The sequence below is a fragment of the Thioalkalivibrio sp. ALJ16 genome, from assembly GCF_000377345.1.
Lineage (GTDB): Bacteria > Pseudomonadota > Gammaproteobacteria > Ectothiorhodospirales > Ectothiorhodospiraceae > Thioalkalivibrio.
In genome coordinates this window covers 127,586-151,400 of record NZ_KB898037.1, presented here as the reverse complement: position 1 = coordinate 151,400, position 23,815 = coordinate 127,586, and the positions used below count along the sequence as shown (strand labels likewise).

The 23,815-nt window shown below is 68.0% G+C and carries 21 protein-coding genes and 1 riboswitch; of the genes, 10 read left to right on the top strand and 11 right to left on the bottom strand.

What is annotated here, in order from left to right:
* The first annotated feature begins 57 nt into the window (after positions 1–57).
* Positions 58–1,053, top strand: a complete 996-nt coding sequence (locus D000_RS0100795) for a 2-hydroxyacid dehydrogenase (RefSeq protein WP_018871645.1) — start codon at positions 58–60, stop codon at positions 1,051–1,053.
* Between the two features lie 25 nt (positions 1,054–1,078).
* On the opposite strand, the gene D000_RS0100790 is transcribed toward D000_RS0100795, so the two are convergent.
* Both D000_RS0100790 and D000_RS0100785 read right to left on the bottom strand, forming a co-directional pair.
* Positions 1,079–2,767: a serine/threonine-protein kinase gene (locus tag D000_RS0100790; protein WP_018871644.1), complete on the bottom strand. Its 1,689-nt coding sequence runs from the start codon at positions 2,765–2,767 to the stop codon at positions 1,079–1,081.
* A 22-nt stretch (positions 2,768–2,789) separates the two neighbouring features.
* A complete protein-coding gene (locus tag D000_RS0100785; RefSeq protein WP_018871643.1) occupies positions 2,790–3,278 on the bottom strand; it encodes an FHA domain-containing protein in 489 nt (162 codons plus the stop codon).
* A gap of 197 nt (positions 3,279–3,475) precedes the next feature.
* Between D000_RS0100785 and D000_RS0100780 the strand changes: the two genes are divergently transcribed.
* Complete coding sequence (locus tag D000_RS0100780) at positions 3,476–3,853, top strand: DUF5362 family protein (protein WP_018871642.1); 378 nt, start codon at positions 3,476–3,478, stop codon at positions 3,851–3,853.
* A 56-nt stretch (positions 3,854–3,909) separates the two neighbouring features.
* Positions 3,910–5,007 (top strand): GGDEF domain-containing protein, encoded by a 1,098-nt coding sequence (locus D000_RS0100775; RefSeq protein WP_018871641.1) that lies wholly within the window; start codon positions 3,910–3,912, stop codon positions 5,005–5,007.
* Positions 5,008–5,037: 30 nt separating this feature from the next.
* On the opposite strand, the gene thiC is transcribed toward D000_RS0100775, so the two are convergent.
* On the bottom strand, positions 5,038–6,927 hold the full coding sequence (gene thiC, locus D000_RS0100770; RefSeq protein WP_018871640.1) for a phosphomethylpyrimidine synthase ThiC: 1,890 nt from the start codon (positions 6,925–6,927) through the stop codon (positions 5,038–5,040).
* Between the two features lie 81 nt (positions 6,928–7,008).
* Positions 7,009–7,108: riboswitch (TPP riboswitch) on the bottom strand.
* A 100-nt stretch (positions 7,109–7,208) separates the two neighbouring features.
* On the opposite strand from thiC, the gene D000_RS0100765 reads away from it, so the two are divergent.
* Together D000_RS0100765 and D000_RS0100760 are read left to right on the top strand one after the other, a co-directional pair.
* A complete protein-coding gene (locus tag D000_RS0100765) occupies positions 7,209–7,889 on the top strand; it encodes a TIGR00153 family protein (protein WP_018871639.1) in 681 nt (226 codons plus the stop codon).
* A 32-nt stretch (positions 7,890–7,921) separates the two neighbouring features.
* The gene (locus D000_RS0100760; protein ID WP_018871638.1) at positions 7,922–9,181 is read left to right on the top strand and encodes an inorganic phosphate transporter; all 1,260 of its coding nucleotides are present in this window, start codon (positions 7,922–7,924) and stop codon (positions 9,179–9,181) included.
* Between the two features lie 36 nt (positions 9,182–9,217).
* Here the strand turns inward: D000_RS0100760 and D000_RS0100755 are convergent, their stop codons facing one another.
* Positions 9,218–10,726 (bottom strand): YdiU family protein, encoded by a 1,509-nt coding sequence (locus D000_RS0100755; RefSeq protein ID WP_018871637.1) that lies wholly within the window; start codon positions 10,724–10,726, stop codon positions 9,218–9,220.
* Between the two features lie 142 nt (positions 10,727–10,868).
* Between D000_RS0100755 and D000_RS0100750 the strand changes: the two genes are divergently transcribed.
* Positions 10,869–11,372, top strand: coding sequence for a hypothetical protein (locus tag D000_RS0100750; protein ID WP_018871636.1), 504 nt, complete (start codon positions 10,869–10,871; stop codon positions 11,370–11,372).
* A gap of 29 nt (positions 11,373–11,401) precedes the next feature.
* Here the strand turns inward: D000_RS0100750 and argH are convergent, their stop codons facing one another.
* Positions 11,402–12,850, bottom strand: a complete 1,449-nt coding sequence (gene argH, locus D000_RS0100745) for an argininosuccinate lyase (RefSeq protein ID WP_018871635.1) — start codon at positions 12,848–12,850, stop codon at positions 11,402–11,404.
* A 116-nt stretch (positions 12,851–12,966) separates the two neighbouring features.
* Between argH and D000_RS0100740 the strand changes: the two genes are divergently transcribed.
* From D000_RS0100740 to D000_RS0100725, 4 genes are all read left to right on the top strand, one after another.
* Entirely contained in the window at positions 12,967–13,998 is a 1,032-nt protein-coding gene (locus D000_RS0100740; RefSeq protein WP_018871634.1) for a sensor histidine kinase, read from the top strand.
* On the top strand, positions 13,995–14,717 hold the full coding sequence (locus tag D000_RS0100735; protein ID WP_018871633.1) for a LytTR family DNA-binding domain-containing protein: 723 nt from the start codon (positions 13,995–13,997) through the stop codon (positions 14,715–14,717). The genes D000_RS0100740 and D000_RS0100735 overlap by 4 nt, the downstream gene beginning before the upstream one ends.
* An 89-nt stretch (positions 14,718–14,806) precedes the next feature.
* Positions 14,807–15,751 carry a hydroxymethylbilane synthase gene (hemC, locus tag D000_RS0100730; RefSeq protein WP_018871632.1) on the top strand — a complete coding sequence of 315 codons (945 nt, stop codon included), beginning with the start codon at positions 14,807–14,809 and terminating at the stop codon, positions 15,749–15,751.
* Between the two features lie 4 nt (positions 15,752–15,755).
* Positions 15,756–16,586, top strand: coding sequence for a uroporphyrinogen-III synthase (locus D000_RS0100725; protein WP_018871631.1), 831 nt, complete (start codon positions 15,756–15,758; stop codon positions 16,584–16,586).
* Between the two features lie 218 nt (positions 16,587–16,804).
* Here D000_RS0100725 and D000_RS0100720 read toward each other — a convergent pair whose 3' ends face one another.
* From D000_RS0100720 to D000_RS0100695, 6 genes are all read right to left on the bottom strand, one after another.
* The gene (locus tag D000_RS0100720) at positions 16,805–17,833 is read right to left on the bottom strand and encodes a CDP-6-deoxy-delta-3,4-glucoseen reductase (protein WP_018871630.1); all 1,029 of its coding nucleotides are present in this window, start codon (positions 17,831–17,833) and stop codon (positions 16,805–16,807) included.
* Positions 17,834–17,925: 92 nt separating this feature from the next.
* On the bottom strand, positions 17,926–18,873 hold the full coding sequence (locus D000_RS13275) for an alpha/beta fold hydrolase (RefSeq protein WP_018871629.1): 948 nt from the start codon (positions 18,871–18,873) through the stop codon (positions 17,926–17,928).
* A 33-nt stretch (positions 18,874–18,906) separates the two neighbouring features.
* Complete coding sequence (gene ubiD / locus D000_RS0100710; protein WP_018871628.1) at positions 18,907–20,370, bottom strand: 4-hydroxy-3-polyprenylbenzoate decarboxylase; 1,464 nt, start codon at positions 20,368–20,370, stop codon at positions 18,907–18,909.
* 9 nt (positions 20,371–20,379) lie between these two features.
* Positions 20,380–21,147 carry an exodeoxyribonuclease III gene (gene xth, locus D000_RS0100705; protein ID WP_018871627.1) on the bottom strand — a complete coding sequence of 256 codons (768 nt, stop codon included), beginning with the start codon at positions 21,145–21,147 and terminating at the stop codon, positions 20,380–20,382.
* On the bottom strand, positions 21,144–23,195 hold the full coding sequence (locus tag D000_RS0100700) for a M3 family metallopeptidase (protein ID WP_018871626.1): 2,052 nt from the start codon (positions 23,193–23,195) through the stop codon (positions 21,144–21,146). Before D000_RS0100700 ends, xth begins: the two co-directional genes overlap by 4 nt.
* Before the next feature lie 100 nt (positions 23,196–23,295).
* Positions 23,296–23,808: a hypothetical protein gene (locus tag D000_RS0100695; protein WP_018871625.1), complete on the bottom strand. Its 513-nt coding sequence runs from the start codon at positions 23,806–23,808 to the stop codon at positions 23,296–23,298.
* Positions 23,809–23,815: the final 7 nt, after the last annotated feature.

The following is a 23,815-nucleotide window of genomic DNA, read 5'->3' as shown; positions in this document are numbered from 1 at the left end:
GATGTAACCTTTCCCGGTTATGCTAGACCAGAGTCCGATCCACGTTCGGAGGATACGATGAAGGTCGCCGTCTTCAGTACCCAGCAGCATGATCGCGAGCACCTGATGCCGGCGCTGGTGGCCGCCGGGATGGTGCCGGTGGTGTACGCCGAGCGCCTGACCGCGGAGACCGTGCACCTGGCGCGGGGTGCGGATGCGGTCTGCGTGTTCACCAACGACGACCTGCACCGCCGGGTGATCGACGGGCTGGCGGACCAGGGCATCCACGTGGTCGCACTGCGCTGCTCCGGGTACGACAACCTGGATGTGGCAAGGGCCCGCGAGCGCGGCGTGCGCGTGGGACGGGTTCCGGCCTACTCCCCGAACGCGATCGCGGAGCACGCCGTCGCCCTGCTGATGACCCTGAACCGCCGGGTGCACCGGGCCTGGGACCGGACTCGCCGCGGCGATTTCCGGCTCGATCACCTGACGGGCTTCGATCTGGTGGGGCGGACCGTTGGTGTGGTGGGCACCGGGCGCATCGGCCAGGCCTTCGCGCGGATCATGCTCGGCTTTGGCTGCCGCGTGCTTGCGCACGACCCCTACCCGAATGCGGAGCTGCAGGCTGCGGGGGTGGAGTATCGGGACCTGGACACACTGCTGGCCGAATCCTCGGTGGTCAGCCTGAGCTGCCCGATGACCCCGGAGAACCGGCACCTGATCAATGCCGATACCCTGGCACGGATGCCGCGCGGGGCATTTCTGGTCAATACGGCGCGCGGGGCGCTGGTGGATACCGATGCCGCCGAGGTCGCGCTGGACTCCGGGCAGCTGGGCGGATTCGCGCTGGATGTCTACGAGGCCGAGGCGGGGCTGTTCTTTCACGACTGGTCACTGGCCGGTCTGCCGGACCGGCGCCTGGCGCGGCTGATGCAGCGCGACGATGTGCTGGTCACCGGGCACCAGGCCTTCCTGACCCACGAGGCGCTGACCAACATCGCCGACACCACCGTGGCCAACCTGACGACCCTGCACGAGGACCCGGACGCACGACAGGACAGCCGCGTGGTGTGAGAGGCAAACCCCGGGGCCCGGGAGGCTAGCGCAGCTCGCTCTCGCGCGGGTCGGCGGCGGATTCCGGGGTCTCGCCGAGATCGAGGGTGCGGTCACCCACCGGCGTGGTAGACGGGTCGCCGACCGGCACGGCCTGGTGCTTCATCCGCGCCTCCAGGGAATCGGCCATCACGTTATAGGCCGCGAACACGCGTTCGAAGTCATCGCTTCGGCGCGCGCGGATGCGGGTATCCAGCCGGCCCTGTGCAATCTGGTCCAGCGCGCCGCGCAGGGTATCGAGCGGCGCCTGCAGACGGCGGGCCAGCACATAGGCGCCGAGCAGAACAGCCAGCAGGGTGACGAGGGTCAGCAGCAGCAGGGCGAGGAAGGTCGCACGGTTGGCCTGGCCAAGCGCCGTGGTGGACACACCCACCTGTAACCGGCCGATGTCGCGATCCTGGTAGCGGACAGGGGATTCGAACAGGAACAGCTCGCGACCGTCGGGGCCGGTCACGGACCAGACCGATTGGTCCCCGCGTCGGCTCCGCAGCTGCTCTTCGGGGGGCGGTGCCCACGGCTCGCCCAGTGCCTCCGGGTCGCTGCTCGCGACGATGAGGTCATGACGGTCGGCCACGCTGAGCAGCGCGATTTCGCGATTGTCCTGCATGTCCCGGAGACGGCCCTGGACGGCGATGGCGTCCTCCAGCAGCAGGTCCTCGGCACTTTCGACCGCGATGATCCGGGCAAGGGTGGCGCCATAGTCGAAGGCCAGGTCGTTCATCACGGCATTCTGTTTCTGGTAGACAAGTGCCGAGGCCACCAGCAGGGTGACCGCGACCACGACGCCCATCACGGCCGCCCAGCGCAGGCGCAACGGGATGATGCGGCGGCCGCCCCCGGCGCGCTCGCGCTCCAGGCGCTCGTCCTCAAGGCGCTGCAGATCGACCAGCAGCTCGCCTGCGGTCTGATAGCGGTCATCCGGGTTCTTGGCCAGCAGGCGCATGACCAGCTCGATCAGCTCCGGCGGACAGTCCCTGACGATCGGTCGCGGCGGCGGCACCTCCTCGCGCACCACGCGGGTCAGCAGTTCGTCCACATCGTGCCCGCGGAAGGGCGTAGTGCCTGACAGGAGCTCGTACAGGACCACCCCGACGGAGTAGAGATCGGCCCGCGCATCGGTACCGCGCCCGAGCACCTGCTCGGGCGCCATGTAGTGGGGCGAGCCGGCGATGTAGCCGTCGTCGTCGGCACGCCAGTCCGGGTCGTTCAGGGTGCTCGCGATGCCGAAATCCATCACCTTGATGTTCACCGTGGCGCTGGTGACGATGATGTTCTCGGGCTTGATGTCGCGGTGCACCACTCCGTTACGGTGGGCGTAATCCAGGGCCTCGGTGAGCTGGATGGCGATCTTCAGCACATTGCGCAGCAACAGGGGCCGAAACTGGTCCGCGAACGCGGCCAGCGTGATGCCATCCAGCAGCTCCATGGCGATGAACGGCCGCTGCTCGCTCTCGCCCACGTCGAAGATGGTAACAATGCCGGGGTGGGTCAGGGTCCCCGCCGCGCGGGCCTCGGCGACGAAGCGGCGGCGATACTCGGGGCGGCTGGCGAAGTCGTCCTGCAGGCGCTTGATCGCCAGCGGGCGGCCGATCTCGGGGTCATAGCCGCGGTAGATCACGGCCATGGCCCCCCGGCCCAGCTCTTCGCCTACCCCGTAACGGCCAATGCGCTGCATGGGAAGCGCCCCTGGCGGGGCCTCAGGCGGTCTCGAGCAGGATACGCGCGATCACCGCCAGCACCAGGATCGCGACGGCCACCCCGACCCAGCGCCAGGGCAAGCCGCGGAATCCCCGCTGGCGCGGCAGGACGTCGGAACCATCATCCCTCTGGTGAAACACGAATTCGGCTCGGCCGAAGCGGACATGATCGCCCTCCTTCAGCACGGCTTCGTGGACCTTGGCATCGTTCACCCAAGTGCCATTGGTGGACAGCAGGTTGACCACCCGGCACTCGCCGCGCTCGTTGACCAGCCAGGCATGCTGGGCGGACACGCTGCCATCCTGAAGCACGATGTCATTGTCGGCCTGACGCCCGACCGAGCGCTTGCCCGGACGGAAGCTCAGACGCTGCTGGCGGAAATTGGCGCTGACCCCGACCAGCACCGGGTGACCCCCGGGCGGCGTCTGGTCGGCCGCATCGAGGTCATCCGTGACCGGATCCGGCGTGGTCTGGCCCTGAAAGAGCATCGTGCCCTGCGGGCCACTTCGGCCTTTGTCGCTTTGTCGTCCCTGATCGCTCATTGCGTTACCCCTGTCCCTCGCGCATGCAACCATCCGGAGTATGCACGGCCTGCGAGCGCCAAAACAACGAATGGGTCACACCCCGAAGAGCCCTGCTATGCTGGCCGGGCGGGGTCGACCCGCCTAACCGCAGGGAGCAGACAATGGAACAGGATGGCAATGGAAGCATGGTGTCGCGCGAGCTGATCGAACCACTGGTGCGCGGCAAATTCTGGATGCAGCTGATCGGCGTAATGCTGATCCTCTCGGGCGTGCTGACCGCCCTCTCAATCGTCGGCATCATCGTGGCGTGGATTCCGATCTGGGCCGGCGTGGTGCTGATGCAGGCGGCCGGGGCCACCCAGCGGGCGTTCGACAGCGGGGACGCGCTGGAGCTGAAATATGCCCTCGGGCGACTGCGGATCTACTTCACCATCTTCGGGATCCTGCTGCTGATCTACCTGATCCTGATGGTGCTGGGGCTGATCTTCGGTATCGGTGCCGGCATGATGGGCATCGGCGGGATGAGCGGCGCTATGTAAGTACCCTCGTCCGGGCTCGCTGCTGTGCGGGCCCGGGCCGGCACAGGAGTCAGGGATTGGACAACACCAGGCGTCCGCGGGCCCCCTGGGACCCGCTGCACCGGGAAGACACCGCGGTTCAACAGGCGTTCGACGCCTGGCATCGCCAGGCGCGCATCCCGCAGGTCCGCTATGTCGCGCTGCTGACGGCCCTGATGTACCTCCTGTTCAGCGCCGTCGAACAGTCTGTGGCGGCGGACCTGCACAGCGAACGGCTGATCGCTCACGCGGTGCTGGTGCCCGGCCTGCTGCTGGCCGTGGCCGCGATGAGCCTGCGGGCCTCCCTGCGGCGGCCGATGTGGGCCCTGCTGATGGTGGCGCCGGTGATCGCGAATGGCGCCAGTCTCTATCTGAATACGGGGTCGCCGCAGTTCCTGGTGTTCGCCCCCGAGATCTACCTCAGCATCATGTGGACCTTCGCGATATCGGGCCTGCCGCTGCGCCAGGCCTCGATGGCCGCCATCGCCATCGTCGCGCTGGTGATTGTCGCCGCCTTCCGCAACCCCATGCAGGGCGAACTGATCCAGCTGCATCTCCTGTGGGTGCTGGCCGCCTTTTCCTTCGGCGCGCTGAGTGCCTTCATGCTGGAACAGGCGCGCAAGCACAGCTTCCTGCAGCAACGCCAGCTGGAGCGCGCAGCGCAGATCGACGAGCTGACCTCGCTGTGGAACCGGGCCCATATCGAGCGCCTGTTCGAGGCGGAACGGGCTCGCACCGAGCGCTACGGCGAGCCGTTTTCGGTGATCCTGCTGGACATCGACCACTTCAAGGCGGTGAACGATACCTGGGGCCACAGTGCGGGCGACCGGGTGCTGAAGCAGTTCGCGGACCTGCTGCGCCAGAACCTGCGCAAGGTGGACGCGATCGGCCGGATCGGGGGCGAGGAGTTCTTTGTGCTGCTGCCGCAGACGCCTGTCGCGCAGGCACAGAAGGTCGCCCGTGACCTGCAGGCCCGCATCAATGCCTTCGATTTCGAGACGGTCGGGCGGCGCACCGCGAGCTTCGGTGTGACCGAATACCGGCCGGGCGAAAGCCGGGTCGACACCTTCGATCGTGCCGACCAGGCTCTGTACGCCGCGAAGGAGAACGGCCGCAACCGCATCGAGGTGCGCTAGCGCGGCCTCACCCGGGCCAGCCTCGCTGGCTTACACCTCGCGGTAGATCTTCGCGCCCTTCTCGACGAACTCCACCGCCTTCTCCTGCAGGCCCTTCTTCAGGGCCTCGTCCTCCGAGATGCCCTGCGCCGCGGCGTAGTCGCGCACGTCCTGGGTGATCTTCATCGAGCAGAAGTTGGGGCCGCACATGGAGCAGAAGTGGGCGACCTTGTGCGCCTCCTTCGGCAGGGTCTCGTCGTGGAATTCGCGTGCGCGCTCCGGGTCCAGTGCCAGGTTGAACTGGTCCTCCCAGCGGAACTCGAAGCGCGCCTTGCTGAGTGCGTTGTCCTGCAGCTGGGCGCCGGGGAAGCCCTTGGCCAGGTCGGCGGCATGGGCGGCGATCTTGTAGGTGATGATGCCGTCGCGTACGTCCTGCTTGTTGGGCAGGCCCAGGTGTTCCTTCGGTGTCACGTAGCAGAGCATCGCGGTGCCGTACCAGCCGATGTTGGCCGCGCCGATGCCGGAGGTGATGTGGTCGTAGGCCGGGGCGATGTCGGTCACCAGCGGGCCGAGGGTGTAGAACGGCGCCTCGAAGCAGTCCTCCAGCTCCTTGTCGACGTTCTCCTTCACCTTCTGCAGCGGGACGTGGCCGGGGCCCTCGATCATCACCTGCACGTCGTGTTCCCAGGCCTTCTGGGTCAGCTCGCCCAGGGTCTCCAGCTCGCCGAACTGCGCCGCGTCGTTGGCATCGGCCAGGCAGCCGGGGCGCAGGCCGTCGCCCAGCGAGAACGAGACGTCAAACGCCTTCATGATCTCGCAGATCTCGTCAAAGCGGGTGTAGAGGAAGTTCTCCTGGTGATGCGCCAGGCACCACTTGGCCATGATCGAACCGCCGCGGGAGACGATGCCGGTCACCCGGTCGGCGGTCAGCGGCACGTACTGCAGGCGCACGCCGGCGTGGATGGTGAAGTAGTCCACGCCCTGTTCAGCCTGTTCGATCAGGGTGTCGCGGAACAGCTCCCAGGTCAGGTCCTCGGGCTTGCCGTCGACCTTCTCCAGCGCCTGGTAGATCGGCACGGTACCGATCGGCACCGGCGAGTTGCGCAGGATCCACTCGCGGGTCTCGTGGATGTTCTTGCCGGTGGACAGGTCCATCAGGGTGTCGCCACCCCAGCGCGCGGACCACACGAGCTTCTCCACCTCCTCCTCGATCGAGGAGGTAACCGCGGAGTTGCCGATGTTGGTGTTCACCTTCACCCGGAAGTTGCGGCCGATGATCATCGGCTCGAGCTCGGGGTGGTTGATGTTCGCCGGGATGATCGCGCGGCCGCGGGCGATCTCCTCACGCACGAACTCGGGGGTGATCGCGTCCGGGATGGAGGCGCCGAAGGACTCGCCGGCGTGCTGCCGCAGCAGCTTCTTGTAGCGCGGGTCGGCGCGCAGCGCCTGCAGGCGGTTGTTCTCGCGGATCGCGACGAACTCCATCTCCGGGGTGATGATGCCATTGCGGGCGTAGTGCATCTGCGAGACGTTCGCGCCGGCCTGCGCCCGGCGCGGCGGGCGGATGTGCTCGAAGCGCAGGCTGGCCAGTCCCGGATCGGCGGCGCGGGCGCGGCCGTACTCCGAGCTAGGGCCGTCCAGCCACTCGGTGTCCGCGCGTTCGTCGATCCAGGAGCCGCGCAGGTCCGCCAGCCCCCGGTGGAGGTCGATGCTCGCCTCGGGGTCGGTGTAGGGGCCGGATGTGTCGTAGACCGGGATGGGCGGGTTCTCTTCCGGGGTGCCGGAGGTCATCGTCGGCGTCTGCGCGACCTCGCGATACGGCACGCGGATGTCCGCGCGCGAACCCTCGACGTAGCGCTTCTCGGAGTTCGGGAACGGACGGGTGACCTCCGCGGAGACCTCGGCGGTCTTGCGGGCAAACGATTCGGGGATGGCGCTCATACGATGACCTCTGCAACTCGGGCATGGCGGCAGAGGGGTCGGAACGGGCCGGACAGACTGCGAACGGGTCGCGCGCGGACTGGAACGAGCACCGAGCTTCCCTCCGCCAGTGTGAACTGGTTCAGGTTCAAGGGGACTCTCTCAGCCTGGCGCTCTGGCGCCGGCACCCCCAGCTCTGGTGCCAGAGTGTAGCGCACGCGAACACGGGCGGCACAGACAAGGCCGCGCGAGCTGCGGTGTTTTGCGTTAGATTATCCCTTTGTGACAACCTTCGCGCCGCCATGTCCCCCAAGAACTTCGTCTTCGAGCTGTTTGGCCGCTCCCCGGTGCGCCCGCTGCAGGCACACATGGAGAAGGTCCGTGCCTGCATTGCGGAGTTGCCGCCCTTCATGGACGCCATGGCGCGGGATGACTGGGAGACCGCCCGCAAGCAGCAAAAGAAGATCTCGAAGCTGGAACGCGAAGCGGACCGTCTGAAGAAGGATCTGCGGCTGCACCTGCCCAAGGGCATGATGCTGGCGATGTCGCGCCGCGACGTCCTCGATACCCTGCTGATCCAGGACCGCATCGCCAACATGACCAAGGACATCGCCGGGCTGATGCTCGGGCGCCAGATGCAGTTCCCGGAGAACATGCGCGAGCCGATCAAGCGCTTCCTCGACCGCAGTGTGGATGCGGTCGATCAGGCCGGCCGGGCCATCAACGAACTGGACGAGCTGGTGGAGGCGGGGTTCCGCGGCCACGAGGTCGAGGTCGTCAACGGCATCCTCACCGAGCTGGACCAGATCGAGCACGAATCCGACGAGGCCCAGCGCGAGGTGCGCGAGATCCTGTTCGCCCAGGAGGCGGAGCTGCCCCCGGTGAACGTGATCTTCATGTACCGCGTGATCGACTCGATCGGCGAGCTGGCCGATCTGGCCCAGCGTGTAGGCAGCCGCCTGCAGCTGATGCTGGCGAAGTAACGGGCGATACCAAGTAAGGGACCGAGGACCGCATGGAATACAGCACCCTGTTGCTCAGCCTTGCAGTGATCTTCGGCCTGTTTATGGCCTGGGGCATCGGCGCCAATGACGTGGCCAATGCGATGGGCACCTCGGTCGGCTCGCGCGCGCTGACCATCCGTCAGGCGGTCTTTGTCGCCGCGATCTTCGTGTTCTCCGGGGCCTGGCTGGCCGGCGGCGAGGTCACCCAAACCATCCGCAGCGGGATGGTCGACTCCAGCCTGATGGCGGACAACCCCGAACTGCTCGTGTACGGGATGCTGGCCGCGCTGGCCGCGGCCGGAACATGGCTGCTCGTGGCCTCCTACTTCGGCTGGCCGGTATCCACGACCCACTCCATCATCGGCGCAATCGTCGGCTTTGCCGTGGTCGGGCTGGGCTTTGAGGTGGTGCGCTGGGAGCGCGTCGGGACCATTGCGATGTCCTGGGTGGTGTCGCCAATGGTCGGCGGCATGATTGCGTTTGCCCTGTTCCGCAGTGTGCAGATCCTGATCCTGGACACTGTCGATCCGCTGAAGAACGCCAAGCGCTGGGCCCCGCTGTACATCTTCCTGACCGCCTTCGTCACCGCCCTGGTCACCATGTTCAAGGGGCTGACCCATGTCGGCCTGGAGCTGACGACGGTACAGGCCTACGGCTTCGCAATCCTGGTCAGCGCCGCCGTAGTCGTGCTCGGGATGATGGCGATCCGCCGCCTGCGCTTTGACGATCCCACGGGCGTAGGCGAAGAGGGCTCCCATTTTGCCAATGTCGAGAAGGTGTTCGGCGTCCAGATGGTGGTGACCGGCTGCGCGATGGCCTTCGCCCTGGGCTCCAACGACGTCGCCAATGCGGTGGGGCCGCTGGCCGCGGTCGTGGACGTCATCCAGACCGGCGACGTGAGCGCCGAGACGGTCGTGCCGATGTGGGTGCTGCTGCTGGGCGGGTTCGGGATCGTCTTCGGCCTGTTCACCTACGGCCACAAGGTCATCGCGACGGTCGGTACCGGCATCACCCAGCTCACCCCCAGTCGTGGCTATGCAGCCACGGCCGCGGCGGCAGCCACCGTGGTGCTGGCCTCGGGCACTGGCTTGCCGATCTCCACCACGCACACCCTGGTCGGCGCGATCCTCGGGGTCGGCCTGGCGCGCGGCATCGCCGCGATCAACCTGGGCCTGGTGCGGATGATCTTCCTGTCCTGGATCGTGACCCTGCCGGCCGGTGCGATCCTCGCGGTGGTCTACTTCTACATCCTGCGCGGCATCCTCGGGTAAGCCCGGGGCCTTCCTCGCCGCACGCGCTCCTGCCGGTCAGGACGAACAGCTGAGCCGGATGCCGCTGGCCCACGCCGGGGGCAGATCGGCATAGGCCTCGAACTCGGGCTGCTCGTCGAACGGCCGCGCGAGGATCCGCTGCAGGCGCAGAACCTCGGAGGGATCGCCCGCCTCGGCCTGTTCGATCGCCGCCTGAGCCAGGTGATTGCGCAGGATGTATTTCGGGTTGACCGCATGCATCGCCGCCCGGCGTGCAGCCGGCGTCGCGCCCTCCTGCGCCAGGCGCGCCTGGTAGCCTGACCACCACGCCTGCCAGGCCGGCACATCCTCCAATTCCGACTCCAGCTGGGTGCGGGTCTCCGCCTGCTCCAGATCGGGCAGCTGGCGAAAAAACCGCGTGTAGTCCATGCCCTCGGCGGCCATGCGCGCCAGCAGGTCCTGAACCAGGGCCTCGTCCGGTTCCTGTGCCGACTGCAGCCCCAGCTTGGCGCGCATGCGCGTCAGCCAGGCCTGGCGATACTGCCGTGGGAAGTCTTCCAGCAGGGCCTTGGCGCGCTCGATCGCGGCCTCGCGGGTGGCATCGGCGAAATGGATCACCAGGGTCTCGGCCAGACGCACCAGGTTCCACTGCGCAACCCGCGGCTGCTGGTCAAACGCGTAGCGGCCACCCTGATCGGTATGGTTGCAGATGTAGCCGGGGTCGAAGGCGTCCATGAACGCGAACGGGCCGTAGTCGATGGTCAGCCCGGCCAGGCTCATGTTGTCGGTGTTCATCACGCCGTGACAGAACCCGACCGCCTGCCAGTCCGCGATCATCTCCGCGGTGCGGGCGATCACCGCCTCCAGCATGGCCGCCACCGGATCTTCGGCGTCCGCCAGCTCGGGGTAGTCATGCGCCCGTGCATAGTCGATCAACTCGCGCAGACGCTCGCTGTAGCCGTTGTAATGGAAGTATTCGAAATGCCCGAAGCGCAGGAAGCTGGGCGCCGCACGCAGCACGATCGCCGCCGGCTCCACGCGTTCGCGGTAGACCGGCAGGCTGGAGCCGAACAGGGCCAGTGCCCGGGTCGTGGGCACGCCCAGCGCTGCCATCGCCTCCGACGCCAGGTATTCCCGCACCGACGAGCGCATCACCGCTCGGCCATCGGCCCCGCGCGAGAAACGGGTGGGACCGGCACCCTTGAGCTGCAGCTCCCAGGTCTCGCCCTGCGCGGTGCGCACCTCGCCCAGGAGCTTGGCCCGGCCGTCGCCCAGTTGCGGCACGAACACCCCGAACTGATGCCCCGCGTATACCGAGGCTCGCGGTTCGGCCCCGGGCAGGGCGCTGCCGTGGGTACAGGCCCCCAGCCACGGATCCCGCTCGAACAGCGCGGCTTCCACGCCAAGGCGATCGCACATCGCCGGGCTGGTGGCGAGACAGGTGGCATCCGGAAACGGCGCCGGTGCGGGCGTTTCGTGGAACGCCCCGGGCAGACGGGCGAAGCGGTTGATCCACTCCAGTCCGGGGTCGGTGCGCTGGGCTGCGCGGGGGTCGGGAACCGACATGGCGGCCTCTCGGCAGGTTACGGTGACAGGGGTTATCATGCGCCTCGCGCTGCCCCCGGTTCAGGAACCCACGGTGGCCGCACGTTCATTTCCTGGCCGGCACCCCGCGCACGCCGGCCCCGCGTATTCCGGAGGCAGACCCGTGTCCGAACAAGAAAACCCCAAGCCGCAGAACCTCAAGACCAGTGAACGCCTGGTCTGGGTGGGCTTCATGCTGTTTTTCGTGGTCGCTCTGGCGATCTATATCGCCCGCGGCGATGGCCTGGAACAGGACCTGGCCGAGGCCAACCGCGACCTGCTGCAGGCGCAGATGCAGCTGCAGCAGTACACCCGGCACGAGGTCCCGCGCCCGGTAGTGCTGGGCCTGACCAATGCCCATATTCAGGACCTGCAGCGCCGCGGCATGACCCGCGCGGACGAACGCCTGGCCGCTGACCTGGTACAGCGCACCGAACTGATCCCGCACGAGGCCCCGGACGGCGAGACCTTCAGCTTCCGCCGCGATGGCATCCACGTGCTCAATCATCAGTGGGTACTGGCGAATTTCGAGAGCGATTCCACCCACGGCCAGCTGCTACTGGCCTACGAGGTGATTCACGGGAACGTGCACTGGGAATTGCTGGAGTCCACCCTCGGCCGCATCTGAGGGCTGCGCCGACCGCTGACGAGCCGAGACTAGCGGCCGGCGCTCAGGCCGCGCAGGCGCTCACGGGCCGCGGCCACCTGCCGGCGCACCTGTTCCGGGGCCGTGCCCCCGGTAAGATTGCGCGCGGCGGCGGAGCCTTCCGGGGTCAGAACTGTGTAGACATCGTCGCCGACCGCCGGGCTGATCGCCTGCAGCTCCGCCAGCGCCAGCTCGGCCAGGTCCACGCCCTGTTCCTGCGCCACGCGCACCGCGCGCCCGACGATCTCGTGGGCATCCCGGAAGGCGACACCACGCCCCACCAGATAGTCGGCCAGGTCCGTGGCCGTGGCGAAGCCCCTGCGCGTCGCGGCCAGCGTATTGGCGCGACGCACCTCGAGGTTCGGAACCATGTCGCCGAAGGCCCGCAGTGAGCCCAGCAGGGTGTCGACGGTGTCGAACAGCGGTTCCTTGTCTTCCTGATTGTCCTTGTTGTAGGCCAGCGGCTGGCTCTTCATCAGGGTCAGCAGCGACATCAGGTGGCCATAGACCCGGCCGGTCTTGCCGCGCACCAGCTCGGGCACGTCCGGGTTCTTCTTCTGCGGCATGATCGAGGAGCCGGTGCAGTAGCGGTCCGGCAGTTCGATGAAGGCGAACTGCGCGCTGGTCCAGAGGACGAGCTCCTCGGCCTGGCGCGACAGGTGCATCATCAGGGTGGCCGCGGCGGCGGTGAATTCGATCGCGAAGTCGCGATCCGAGACCGCATCCAGCGAGTTGCGGCTCACCCCGTCGAAGCCGAGCAGTTCGGCCGTGTATTCGCGATCCAGCGGGTACGGGGTGCCGGCCAGGGCCGCGGAGCCCAGGGGCAGGATGTTCACCCGGCGCCGGGCATCGCACAGCCGCTCGGCGTCGCGTTCCAGCATCTCGTACCAGGCCAGCATGTGGTGACCAAAGGTGACCGGCTGGGCGGTCTGCAGGTGGGTAAAGCCGGGCATCACCGTATCCGCCTCGCGCTCGGCCAGATCCACCAGGCCCTCCTGGTAGGCCCGGATCAGGCGCAGGATGTCGTCGATGCTCGCACGCAGCCACAGGCGGATATCGGTGGCGACCTGATCATTGCGCGAACGACCGGTGTGCAGCTTCTTGCCAACCTCACCGATGCGCTCGATCAGGCGCGCCTCGATATTCATGTGTACGTCCTCGCGGCCGACCTGCCAGTCGAACGCATCGGCGGCGATCTCGTCGCGGATGGCATCCAGCCCCTGCAGGATCTGCTCGGCCTCAGCCTCGGTCAGCACCCCGACCCGGGCCAGCATGCGGGCATGGGCCTGCGACCCCTGGATGTCCTCGCGGTACAGGCGCCGGTCGAAATCCACCGACGCGGTGAAGCGTTCAACGAAGGCGTCGGTCGGCTCGGAGAAGCGCCCGCCCCACAGCTTGGCCTCGCCGGTGGCGGCGCTGGTGGTGGCAGCTGGCTTGTCGTGCGCGGAATCCTGCGTCATGGTGCATCCTGGAGCGGCTTGGAAAGACACGGAAGTATACGGGCACAAAGGGGGGGGAGAACATGGCGCGACCACGCTCCCGGAACGCGGCCCGGTATCAGGGGAGCAAGTGACGCATGGCCCAAGGGGACACCGCCAGGGAGAGCAACGGGGAACTGTCGCCACTGCCGGACTTCTGCAGTGCCGAGACCCTGCTGCGCGTGCTCATGGTGGCCGTGCTGCTGGCGCTGGCGGTCGCCCTGCTGCGCGGCGGCGGCCAGAACTGGCACTCGGCCCTGGCGCTGCATGCGCTGTTCATCTTCTGGGTCGCGCTGACCAGCCTGCTGATCCTGTGCGGCCTGCGCGGCTGGCTGCGGGGCCGGCCGCTGGCCGCCCAGATCGTGCTGCCACCGCTGGTGCCGATCATCAACACCGCGATCGTCTATCGTCTGGCCGAGACCCTGGTGCTGGCCGACCCGGCGCTGCGCTGGCCGGTCATCGGGGTGGCGACGATCCTGAGCCTGATGGCGATGCACTACCTGTACCTGCAGGCCGCCTGGCAACGCGAGACCCGGGCCGTGGCCGCGGCCCGGGAACAGGCGATGCGCGCGCGCCTGCGGCCGCATTTCCTCTACAACAGCATGAACACCATCGCCGGGCTTTGCCGCAGCGATGCCGCCCGCGCGGAGCAGATTACGCTGGACCTGGCGGACCTGTTCCGCGCGACCTTCGCCAGCGGCGACCGCCACTCGCTGCGCGCGGAGCTGGATCTGGTGCGCGCGTTTCTCGGCATCGAGCAAACCCGCTTTGGCGAGCGCCTGAACCTGGATTGGGACTGCCCCGACCACCCGGGCCTGGAGATCGAGGTCCCCACCCTGGTGCTGCAGCCGCTGGCGGAAAACGCGATCCAGCACGGGATCGCCCCGGCACGGGGCGAGGGACGGGTCTGGGTGCGCTGCCGCATGGACTCCGGGCGGGTCACGGTGGTCATCGGCAACAGCGTGGAACCCCAGGCACGCAGCGAGGGGACCGGGACCGCGACCGAGGCCGTGCGCCTGCGCCTGCAACACGCCTTCGGCGGCCAGGTACACTTCCAGTCTCGTCACGAACCGGACTGCTTCGAGGTCAGCATCCGCTTCCCGCTGGCGACCAGGGAGGGTGCCCAATGAAAACCGCGCAGCTGAATCTGCTGATCGCCGACGACGAACCCGTCGCCCGGCAGCGCCTGGCGGCACTGGCCGCGGAACTGGGCCACCGAGTGGTCGCACAGGCCGCCCATGCCGGCGAGGTGGAACAGGCCCTGGGCGAAACCGAGCCCGACGCCCTGCTGCTGGATATCGACATGCCAGGGGAGAGCGGTCTGGAGCTGGCGCGGCGCCTGCACGCGCAGCGCCCCGGGCTCACCATCATCCTGGTCACCGCCCATGACCGCTTCCCGCTGGAGGCGTTCGAGGCCGGGGTCCGCGACTACGTCCTGAAACCGGTGCGGCGGGAACGGCTGGCGCAGGCCCTGGAACGGGCGCTGCTGCAGAGTCCCGGCGCGCCCGTGTCGGGGCCTGCGGAGGTCCACATCACCGTGGGGCGACGCGAGGAGCGCGTCCCGCTGGAACAGGTCGACATCTTCATTGCCGAGGGGGGCTACGTGATGGCGCGCTCGGCCCGACTGGCCGGCTTCGTGAACGCCCGCCTGCGCGATCTCGAGGACCAGTACGGTCCGGCGCTGCTGCGGGTGCACCGCGGCTGCCTGGCGGTCAAGAGTGCGATCAAGGGGATCGAGAGCCTGGGCCAGGCCGACCACCGCCTGCTGTTCCACGACGATCTCGAACCGATGCCGATCAGCCGCCGCCAGCTGCCGCGCGTACGCGACTACCTGCGCAACGGCCACTGATCCGGTCGCCCGCGCGACGCGGGATTCGCCGTTATACTGGCGCGTTTTGAACGCCCGGTTGCCGCGACCGAGGCCCGCCCGGAAGACGCATGAAGCCAGTACGCATCGCCACCCGAAAGAGCCCGCTTGCCATGTGGCAGGCGGAACACGTCGCCGCCCGCCTGCGCGCACGCGAGCCGGAACGCCCGGTCGAGCTGGTGGGCATGACCACCCAGGGAGACCGCGTGCTGGACTCGCCGCTGGCACGCATCGGGGGCAAGGGCCTGTTCGTGAAGGAGCTGGAGATCGCGCTCCTCGAGGATCGCGCCGATATCGCTGTGCACTCGGTCAAGGACGTGCCGATGGAGCTGCCGGAGGCGCTGGAGCTGCCGGTGATCCTGGAGCGCGAGGACCCGCTGGATGCGTTCGTCTCCAATCGCTACGCCGATGTCGACGCGTTGCCGGAAGGGGCCCGGGTCGGGTCCTCCAGCCTGCGCCGACAGTGCCAGCTGCGCGCGCGGCGCCCCGATCTCGAAGTGCGCGACCTGCGCGGCAACGTGAATACCCGCCTGGCAAAACTGGACGCGGATGAATACGACGCCATCCTGCTGGCGGCGGCCGGACTCAAGCGCCTCGGCTTCGACGATCGCATTCGGACTTGCCTGCAGCCGGAGGTCAGCCTGCCGGCCGTCGGCCAGGGCGCCATTGCCATCGAGTGCCGCGCCGGCGATGCCGCCATCCACGAACTGATCGCGCCACTGAACGACGCCGACACCGCCGATCGCGTGCGTGCCGAACGCGCCTTCAACCGCCGCCTGGAAGGCGGCTGCCAGGTACCGCTGGCGGCCCATGCCTCCCTGGTCGGCGAGCGCCTCCAACTGGACGGGCTGGTCGGGGCCGTCGACGGCAGCCGGCTGCTGCGGCGCCAGGTCGAGGGCGCGCGCAGCGAGGCGGAGGCCCTGGGTACTCGCCTCGCGGACATGCTGCTGGAACTGGGGGCGGGCGAACTGCTCGCGGCCGCCCATCGCGAACACGGCCAGGACACGAAGAGGTAGACGCATGACGGCATCCGCAGACGACCACCGCGCCGAGCCCGGGGATCCGGAAGCACTCGCCGGTCTCGGTATCCTGGTGACCCGCCCGGCGGCCCAGGCCGAACCCTTCTGCGCGGGCCTGGCGGCTGCGGGCGCGCACGTGATCCGGTTTCCCGTGCTCGAGATCCTGGCGCCCAGTGATCCGACCAACCTGCGCGCCGTGCTGGAGCGGCTGGACACATTCGACATCGCCGTGTTCATCAGCCCCAATGCGGTCCAGCGCGTGCTCAATCTGGCGCTGGCCGAGCACGACTGGCCCGCAGGCACCCGGATCGCGGCGATCGGCAACCGCACCGCACAGGAACTGAAGAGCTTTGGCCGCCCGGCCGACATCCTGCCGCCGCGGCGCTTCGACAGCGAGGCGCTGCTGGCGCAGGAGGCCATGCAGGACGTGGCCGGCAAACGCGTGGTGATCTTCCGTGGTGACGGCGGCCGCGAGCTGCTGGGCGACACCCTGAAGGCGCGCGGTGCCGAGGTCACGTTCGCCGAGGCCTACCGGCGTGGCCGCCCTGAAGGCGACACCGGCGAACTGATGTACGCGTTCTCGCGCGGGCAGATCGACATCATCACCATCACCAGCGGCGAGGGACTGCGCAACCTGTACGAGATGGTCGGCAAGCTGGGTCGTATGTGGCTGCGCAAGACACCCCTGGTGGTGGGCAGCCCGCGGATCGCCGAGATCGCGCAGGAACTGGGCTTCAAGTCCGCAGTGGAAACGGCCGAGGACCCCACCGACGCCACCATGCTGGCCGCCGTTCATCGCCTCGCGGATCAGCTGCGCAGCGAACGCGCCTAGCAAGCCGCCACGGCGCACTGGAAGAAGGTCAAAGGCAGTTAACAGGAAGGGGGGAAGGCTGGAAGATTTCTCGGTTGGCGGGTCTGTGGATGCCCTGCCACCCGCGCACCGACGGCGCGGCATCCGATCAATCCGTACCTTCCCATCTTCCAGACTTCCTGTGCACGCTTTTCGCCCTTGTCCATCTGCGCGCAGCTGAACGACCGCCGACGACGAGACTACGTGGCCGGGGTGGCCGGTTCGAAGCTGTCGTAATAGAGCTGTTCCGGCGGCAGGCCGGCGCCCTGGAAAGCGTCACGGGCGGCCGCGATCATCGCCGGCGGGCCGGCCATGTAGACATCGAAACCGGACAGATCCGGGTATTCGGCGAGCACCGCATCATGCGGCCAGCCGCTGACCGCGGCAAAACCGGCGGCCGTCTCGGCCGGGGTATCGGACAGTACCGGCGTGCAGCGGAAGTGTTCGCCCTGCTCGCGGGTCATTCGCGCGAGCCAGTCCGGGGCGTAGATACCCTCGACCGTGCGCGCACCCCAGAACAGGTGGTGCGCGCGATCCAGCCCCTCGGCAGCCAGGTGATCCAGCATCCCCTTCAGCGGTCCGAAGCCGGTACCCCCGCCCACGAACAGGCGCGGCCGTGGCGATTCCTCGTCGACAAAGAAGCTGCCCAGCGGCCCCTCGATCCGCAACAGGGCCTTGGGCGCGAGTTCCTCGAACACCATGGTGGAAAAGCGCCCGCCCGGCAGGTGGCGCACATGCAGCACCAGCTGGTCGTCGTCGTGAGGCGCGTTGGCCAGGGAATAGCTGCGGCGTTCGCCGCCCTTGAGCAGGATATCCAGGTACTGCCCCGCCAGGAACTGCAGGCGCTCGGTGGCCGGTAGCTGCAGGCGCAGCTCCATCACGTCGTCCGCGAGGCGATTCAGCGCGGCCACCCGGCAGGGCAGGGTCTTGACCACGATGTCGCGCGCGGCGCCGATCTCGCGCACCTCGATCTCCAGATCGTCCACCGGCACCGCCTGGCAGAACAGGGCCATGCCATCCGCCAGTTCGGCCTCGCTGATGCCCGGCGGACGCTTCGGGCCATGATCGACCTCGCCCTGCAGGACCCGCCCCTTGCAGGAGCCACAGGCGCCGTTGCGGCAGCCGTAGGGAAACGCGAACCCCTGGCGCAGGGCCGCCTCGAGGACGGTTTCATCGTCCTCGACCTCGAAGGTATGGCCACTGGGCTGAATGGTGACATCGAACGCCATCGGGAACCCTCATCTCGCGGAAAGCCGGTTATTCTCGCTGCTGCCGGCGCCAACGCAAGCACCCGCAGTCCAGGCAGGTCGAGGCCCGCGCCTCAGGGTGCGCAGGAGCCTTGGTGCGGCTGCGCATGCAGCGCCAGCTCGGGACCCCCGGTCTGCACGCGCTGCATCCAGTCGAGCAGGCGCTGCGCGGTCTGCGGCCAGTCCGGGGCATGCAGCAGCAGATGTGGCCAGTCGGGATCGGTCCATACCTCCGCCTGGCCCCCCGGATGGGCGCGGGCCGCCAGGCATACCGATTCGCGCTGGATGGTGCCATCCTGCTCGCCCCACAGATAGACCACCGGCACCGTGACGCGGTCGATGTGATCGGTCGCGTACTGGGCCAGCCAGACCACGCCGGCGTAGGTATCCATGCGCACGCGACGCAGGATCGCGGGATCCTCGCGGAAACGCGCGACCGCCGCCGGCGTCAGGCTGTCGGAGTAGTCCGGGTCGATGGTAAGCGCAAGACCGCCCGCGATGCGTTCGCCAGTCCAGACCGCGGCGTCCCAGAGGCGGCGCGCGGGGATCCCGCCGCGCAGACCGGGGGCCACCGCGATCACGCCGTCGACATCGAGTTCCGGGTGCGTGGCGACAGCTGCCAGTGCGGCGGAGCCACCCATGCTCTCGCCAAGCAGGAACAGCGGTTTCTGCGGGTGCTCGCCGCGCACCTGCTCCACCATCGCAACGACATCGGCAAGCATCGGCTCGATCCCGGGCCAGCGGCCGTGATCCTCGCGGCGGCCGTGTCCGCGCTGGTCCAGCGCATGCACGGAATAGCCACGCGCGGCCAGCCAGGGGCCCAGCTCCGCGTAGGCCCCGGAGTGATCGCGGAAGCTGTGGAGGGTGATCACCACCCCGTCCGGTGCCTGCGCCGGCCACACACGGACGTCCTCCAGCCCCGCGACCGGTACATCGGTATTAAGGGGGTCGCTGCTGGCGCGCACGGCCTCAGGTTCCGGGGTCACCGCGCAGGCCGCTGCCAGCGCCGCGGCTACCAGCATCGGGGCGAGCACGCGCCACCGGGGCGTCACAGGTCATAGCCCCAGTTCATCCCAGATCTCATCGACGCGGCGCTTGACCGCTTCATCCATGGCGATGGGCCGGCCCCACTCGCGGTCGGTCTCGCCCGGCCACTTGCTGGTGGCATCCATGCCCATCTTGGAACCCAGGCCGGAGACCGGCGAGGCGAAGTCGAGATAGTCGATCGGGGTGTTCTCGACCAGGGTGGTGTCGCGCGCCGGGTCCATACGGGTGGTGATGGCCCAGATGACGTCGTTCCAGTCGCGGGTGTTGACGTCGTCGTCCACGACGATCACGAACTTGGTGTACATGAACTGGCGCAGGAAGCTCCAGACGCCCATCATCACGCGCTTGGCGTGGCCGGGGTACTGCTTGCGCATGGAGACCACGGCAAGGCGGTAGGAACAGCCCTCGGGGGGGAGGTAGAAGTCCACGATCTCCGGGAACTGCTTCTGCAGGATCGGGATGAAGACCTCGTTCAGCGCCACACCCAGTACCGCGGGCTCGTCCGGGGGGCGGCCGGTATAGGTGGAGTGATAGATCGGAGCGTCACGGTGGGTAATGCGGTCGATGGTGAAGACCGGGAATTCGTCCACCTCGTTGTAATAGCCGGTGTGGTCTCCGAACGGGCCCTCGGGTGCGGTATCCCCGGGGTGGATGTGGCCCTCGAGTACGAATTCGGCGGAGGCCGGCACCTCGAGGTCGGAGCCGATGCATCGGGTAACCTCGGTGCGACTGCCGCGCAGCAGGCCGGCGAAGGCGTATTCCGACAGGCTGTCCGGTACCGGGGTCACCGCGCCCAGGATCGTGGCCGGATCGGCGCCCAGGGCCACGGCAATCGGGAACGGCTCGCCCGGATGGGCGCGGCACCACTCCTGGAAATCCAGGGCCCCGCCTCGATGCGACAGCCAGCGCATGATCACCCGATTCGGGCCGATGACCTGCTGGCGGTAGATGCCCAGGTTCTGGCGCGACTTTTCGGGGCCGCGCGTGACCACCAGACCCCAGGTGATCAGCGGGCCCGCGTCGCCCGGCCAGCAGGTCTGGACCGGCAGGCGGGCAAGGTCCACCGCCTCGCCCTCGAGGACGTGCTTCTGGCAAGGGGCGCTTCGGGTCTTCTTCGGGGCCATGTCGAGGACCTTGCGAAAGACCGGCAGCTGCTCCCAGGCCGCCTTCAGGCCCTTGGGCGGGTCCGGCTGCTTCAGAAAGGCGAGCAGACGGCCGACCTCGCGCAGGGCCTCGACGCTGTCCTCGCCCATACCCATGGCCACGCGTTCCGGGGTCCCGAACAGGTTTGCGAGGACCGGGATCTCGGAGCCGGTCGGGTTCTCGAACAGCAGAGCGGGACCGCCGGCACGCAGTACGCGATCGGCGATCTCGGTCATCTCCAGGTTGGGATCGACCTCGCGCGTGATGCGGCGCAGTTCGCCGCGCTGTTCCAGACCGGCAATGAAGTCGCGGAGATCCTTGTATTTCACGGGCGCTACCTAGTCGGAGAATTCGGCCCACACCGGGGCATGGTCGGAGGGACGTTCCCAGGCGCGCGGTTCGCGGTCGATCCCGGCGGCAGTGAGCCGGGACTGCAGGGCGCTACTGGCCAGGATCAGATCGATCCGCAGGCCGCGGTTGCGCCGGAACGAGGCCGCCCGGTAGTCGAACCAGGAATACTCCGCCTCCGGCTGTTCGAACGCCCGGAAGGTGTCGGCGAGGCCCAGGTCGGTCAGTGCGGCGAGTGCTTCGCGTTCGGGGGTGGAGCACAGGATACGCTCGTGCCAGGCCTCGGGGTCGTGCACGTCGCGGTCGTCGGGGGCGATGTTGAAGTCGCCCAGCACGACCAGGTTGGGGTGGCGCGCGACCTCATCGGCCAGCCAAGCCCGCATGCGCCCCAGCCAGTCGAGTTTGTAGGCGTACTTTTCGGTGCCCACGTTCTCGCCGTTGACCACATACAGATTGACCATGCGCAGGTCGCCGTAGGTGGCGGCGAGGATGCGGCGCTGGGCGTCCTCCAGACCCGGAGGATCGGTGATCACTTCGCTGGCCGCGCTGCGTGCCAGTATGGCCACGCCGTTGTAGGTCTTCTGGCCGGAGTACACCACCTGGTAACCGGCCTCCTCGATTGCGGCCGCGGGGAAATTTTCGTCGGTGAGCTTGGTTTCCTGCAGGGCCAGGATGTCGGTGCCCGACTGCTGCAGCCAGTCCAGGACCTGTGGCAGGCGCACCTTCAGCGAATTGACGTTCCAGCTGGCGATCTTCACGCGGCTTCCCCCTCCAGACCGCTATGGCGCAACAGGGCATCGATACGCGGCTCGCGACCCCGGAAGGCGCGGAACGACTCGGCAGCCGGGCGCGAGGCCCCGGCCTCGAGGATCTCTCGCAGGTAGGCCGCACCCACCTCGGGGGAGAACAGGCCTTCCTCCTCGAAACGGCCAAAGGCGTCGGCGGAGAGGACCTCGGCCCACTTGTAGCTGTAGTAGCCAGCGGCATACCCGCCCGCGAAGATGTGACCGAAGCCGTGCGCGAAGCGGTTGAACTCGGGCGGGTGGACCACGGCGACCTCGTTGCGCACGGCCGCCAGCTGCTGCTGGATGGCGGCGGCGTCTCTGGGCGCCGGCGCGGCGTGCAGGCGCATGTCGAACAGCGAGAATTCGACCTGGCGCAGCAGCTGCAGCGCGGCATGGAAATGGCGGGTTCCCTGCAGGCGCTGGAACAGATCGTCGGGCATGGGCGCGCCGGTCTCGTGGTGGCGGGCAAACAGGTCCAGGGCCTCGCGCTCCCAGCACCAGTTCTCCATGAACTGACTGGGCAGCTCCACCGCGTCCCATTCCACCCCGTTGATGCCGGCGATCTCGGGTTCGTCGACCCGGGTCAGCATGTGGTGCAGGCCGTGACCGAACTCGTGGAACAGGGTGATCACCTCGTCGTGGGTGAACAGGGCGGCCTTGCCGTCCACCGGCGGGGTGGAATTGCAGGTCATGTACGCGACCGGGAGCTGGGCATGGTCCGCGCTGACGAAACGATTGCGGCAGACATCCATCCAGGCGCCGCCACGCTTGTTCTTGCGGGCGTAAAGATCGAAGTAAAAACCCGCCCGTTCGACACCGTTGGCGTCAAAGATGCGGTAGAAACGCACATCGTCATGCCAGGTCTCGACGGTCGAGTCGGCCTCGAAACGCACCTGGAACAGGCGCTGGACGAGACCGAACAGACCATTGATGGCCCGATCGGCCGGGAAATACGGCTTCAGCATCTCCTGGCTGAGACCCAGGCGGCGCTCGCGCATCTTCTCCGCGGCATAGGCCATGTCCCAGGCCTCCAGCGTGGGCAGATCGAGTTCCTCGCGGGCGAATTCGCGTAGTTCCTCAAGGTCGCGCTCGGCACGGGGGCGCGCCCGCCGGGCCAGGTCCTGCAGGAAGGCCTCGACCTGCTCGGCGCTGGTGGCCATCTTGGTCGCAAGGGAACGTTCGGCGTAATGGGCAAATCCGGTCAGCTTGGCCTTTTCCTCGCGCAGCTGGAGGATCTCCACCATGATCTCGCTGTTGTCGTGGTTGCCGGCGCCGGGCCCGCGATCGGACGCCCGGGTGGTAAAGGCCTCATACACGCGATAGCGCAGGTCGCGATCGCGGGCATGCGTCATCACCGCCAGGTAGCTGGGGAAATCCAGCGTGACCACATAGCCGGTCTGATCATGGTCGCGGGCATTCTGGGCCAGCAGGGCACGGTCGGAGTCGGGAATGCCCTCGAGAGCGCCCGCATCGTCCGTCTGCCAGGTCCAGGCCTGGGTGGCGTCGAGGACGTTCTCCTCGAAACGCGCGGTCAGCTCGGACAGGCGCGCATTGATCGCGCGCAGGCGCTCGCGCTCGGGCTCGGCAAGGTCCACGCCGCTGAGGTGAAAGTCGCGCAGCATGTCGTCAATGACCTTGCGGCGGGGCGGCGTCAGGCGAGGGTATTCGTCACTGTCGGCAAGGCGGCGGACCGCCTGGTACAGACCCTGGTGCTGCGAAACCCAGCTGGCGTAGTCGGACAGCAGCGGAAGGCACGCATTGTAGGCCTCGCGGATGGCCGGGCCGTTCATCACCGCGTTCAGGTGACCGACCGGGGACCACATCGCATCGAGGCGGGCATCCAGGCGCTGCAGCGGGAGCACGAGGCTGGACCAGGACGGGCCGTCACCGACCGCAGTAACGAGGGCGTCGATTGCGGCCCGGTTCTCGACCAGCACGGTCTCGAGGGCCGGCAGGACATGTTCGGGTTCGATGGCGCGAAAGGCGGGCAGGCGATCCGTCTGCAGCAGGGGGTTGGACACGGGTTCTCCGGGGCTCGGGTCAGCGGGCAATTATGCCATTCGGACCGGAGAGCCGGGAGCGTGTTCCCCCGCAGTAGGGCTGTTGTGCTGGATTCGAGCGCTACCGTCGCGTGGGTGGCTCAATCGGCCGGAACCGGCTATACCCGGCGATGCCGGCGAGCAGGGCAAACACCGGCCGCCGCCGCAGGGCGGCTGCGGCGTCCACCGCGGTGTTGTAGGCGGCCAGCGCATCGTTGATGGCGAGGTCCAGACCCTGAACCCGGCCGACCACGGGTTTTTGGGACCATTTTTGAATTAAATCAGTATGTTGAGAGACGAGTCCATCCCACCCGTCGCGGATACGCTGCTCGTTCACAGCCAGGGTGGGAAGGTCGCCCTTGCGCCTCGCGGTTTCCTGATGCTGGATCGCCTGGTGGAGATCATCCAGAGAGGATGCGGGCAGGCCAGGCAGTCGCGGAACCTGATCGAGCTCGCCATTGCGTTGTGCGAGCAGGGTGTCGAGGCGATGCCAGGACGCGACCACCCGGCGCTGATGGACCGCCAGGTGGGTGTACAGGCGCAGCGCCATCAGGGTCAGCCCCGCGAGTGCGAGGATGATGAACAACACCGCCATGCGTGCC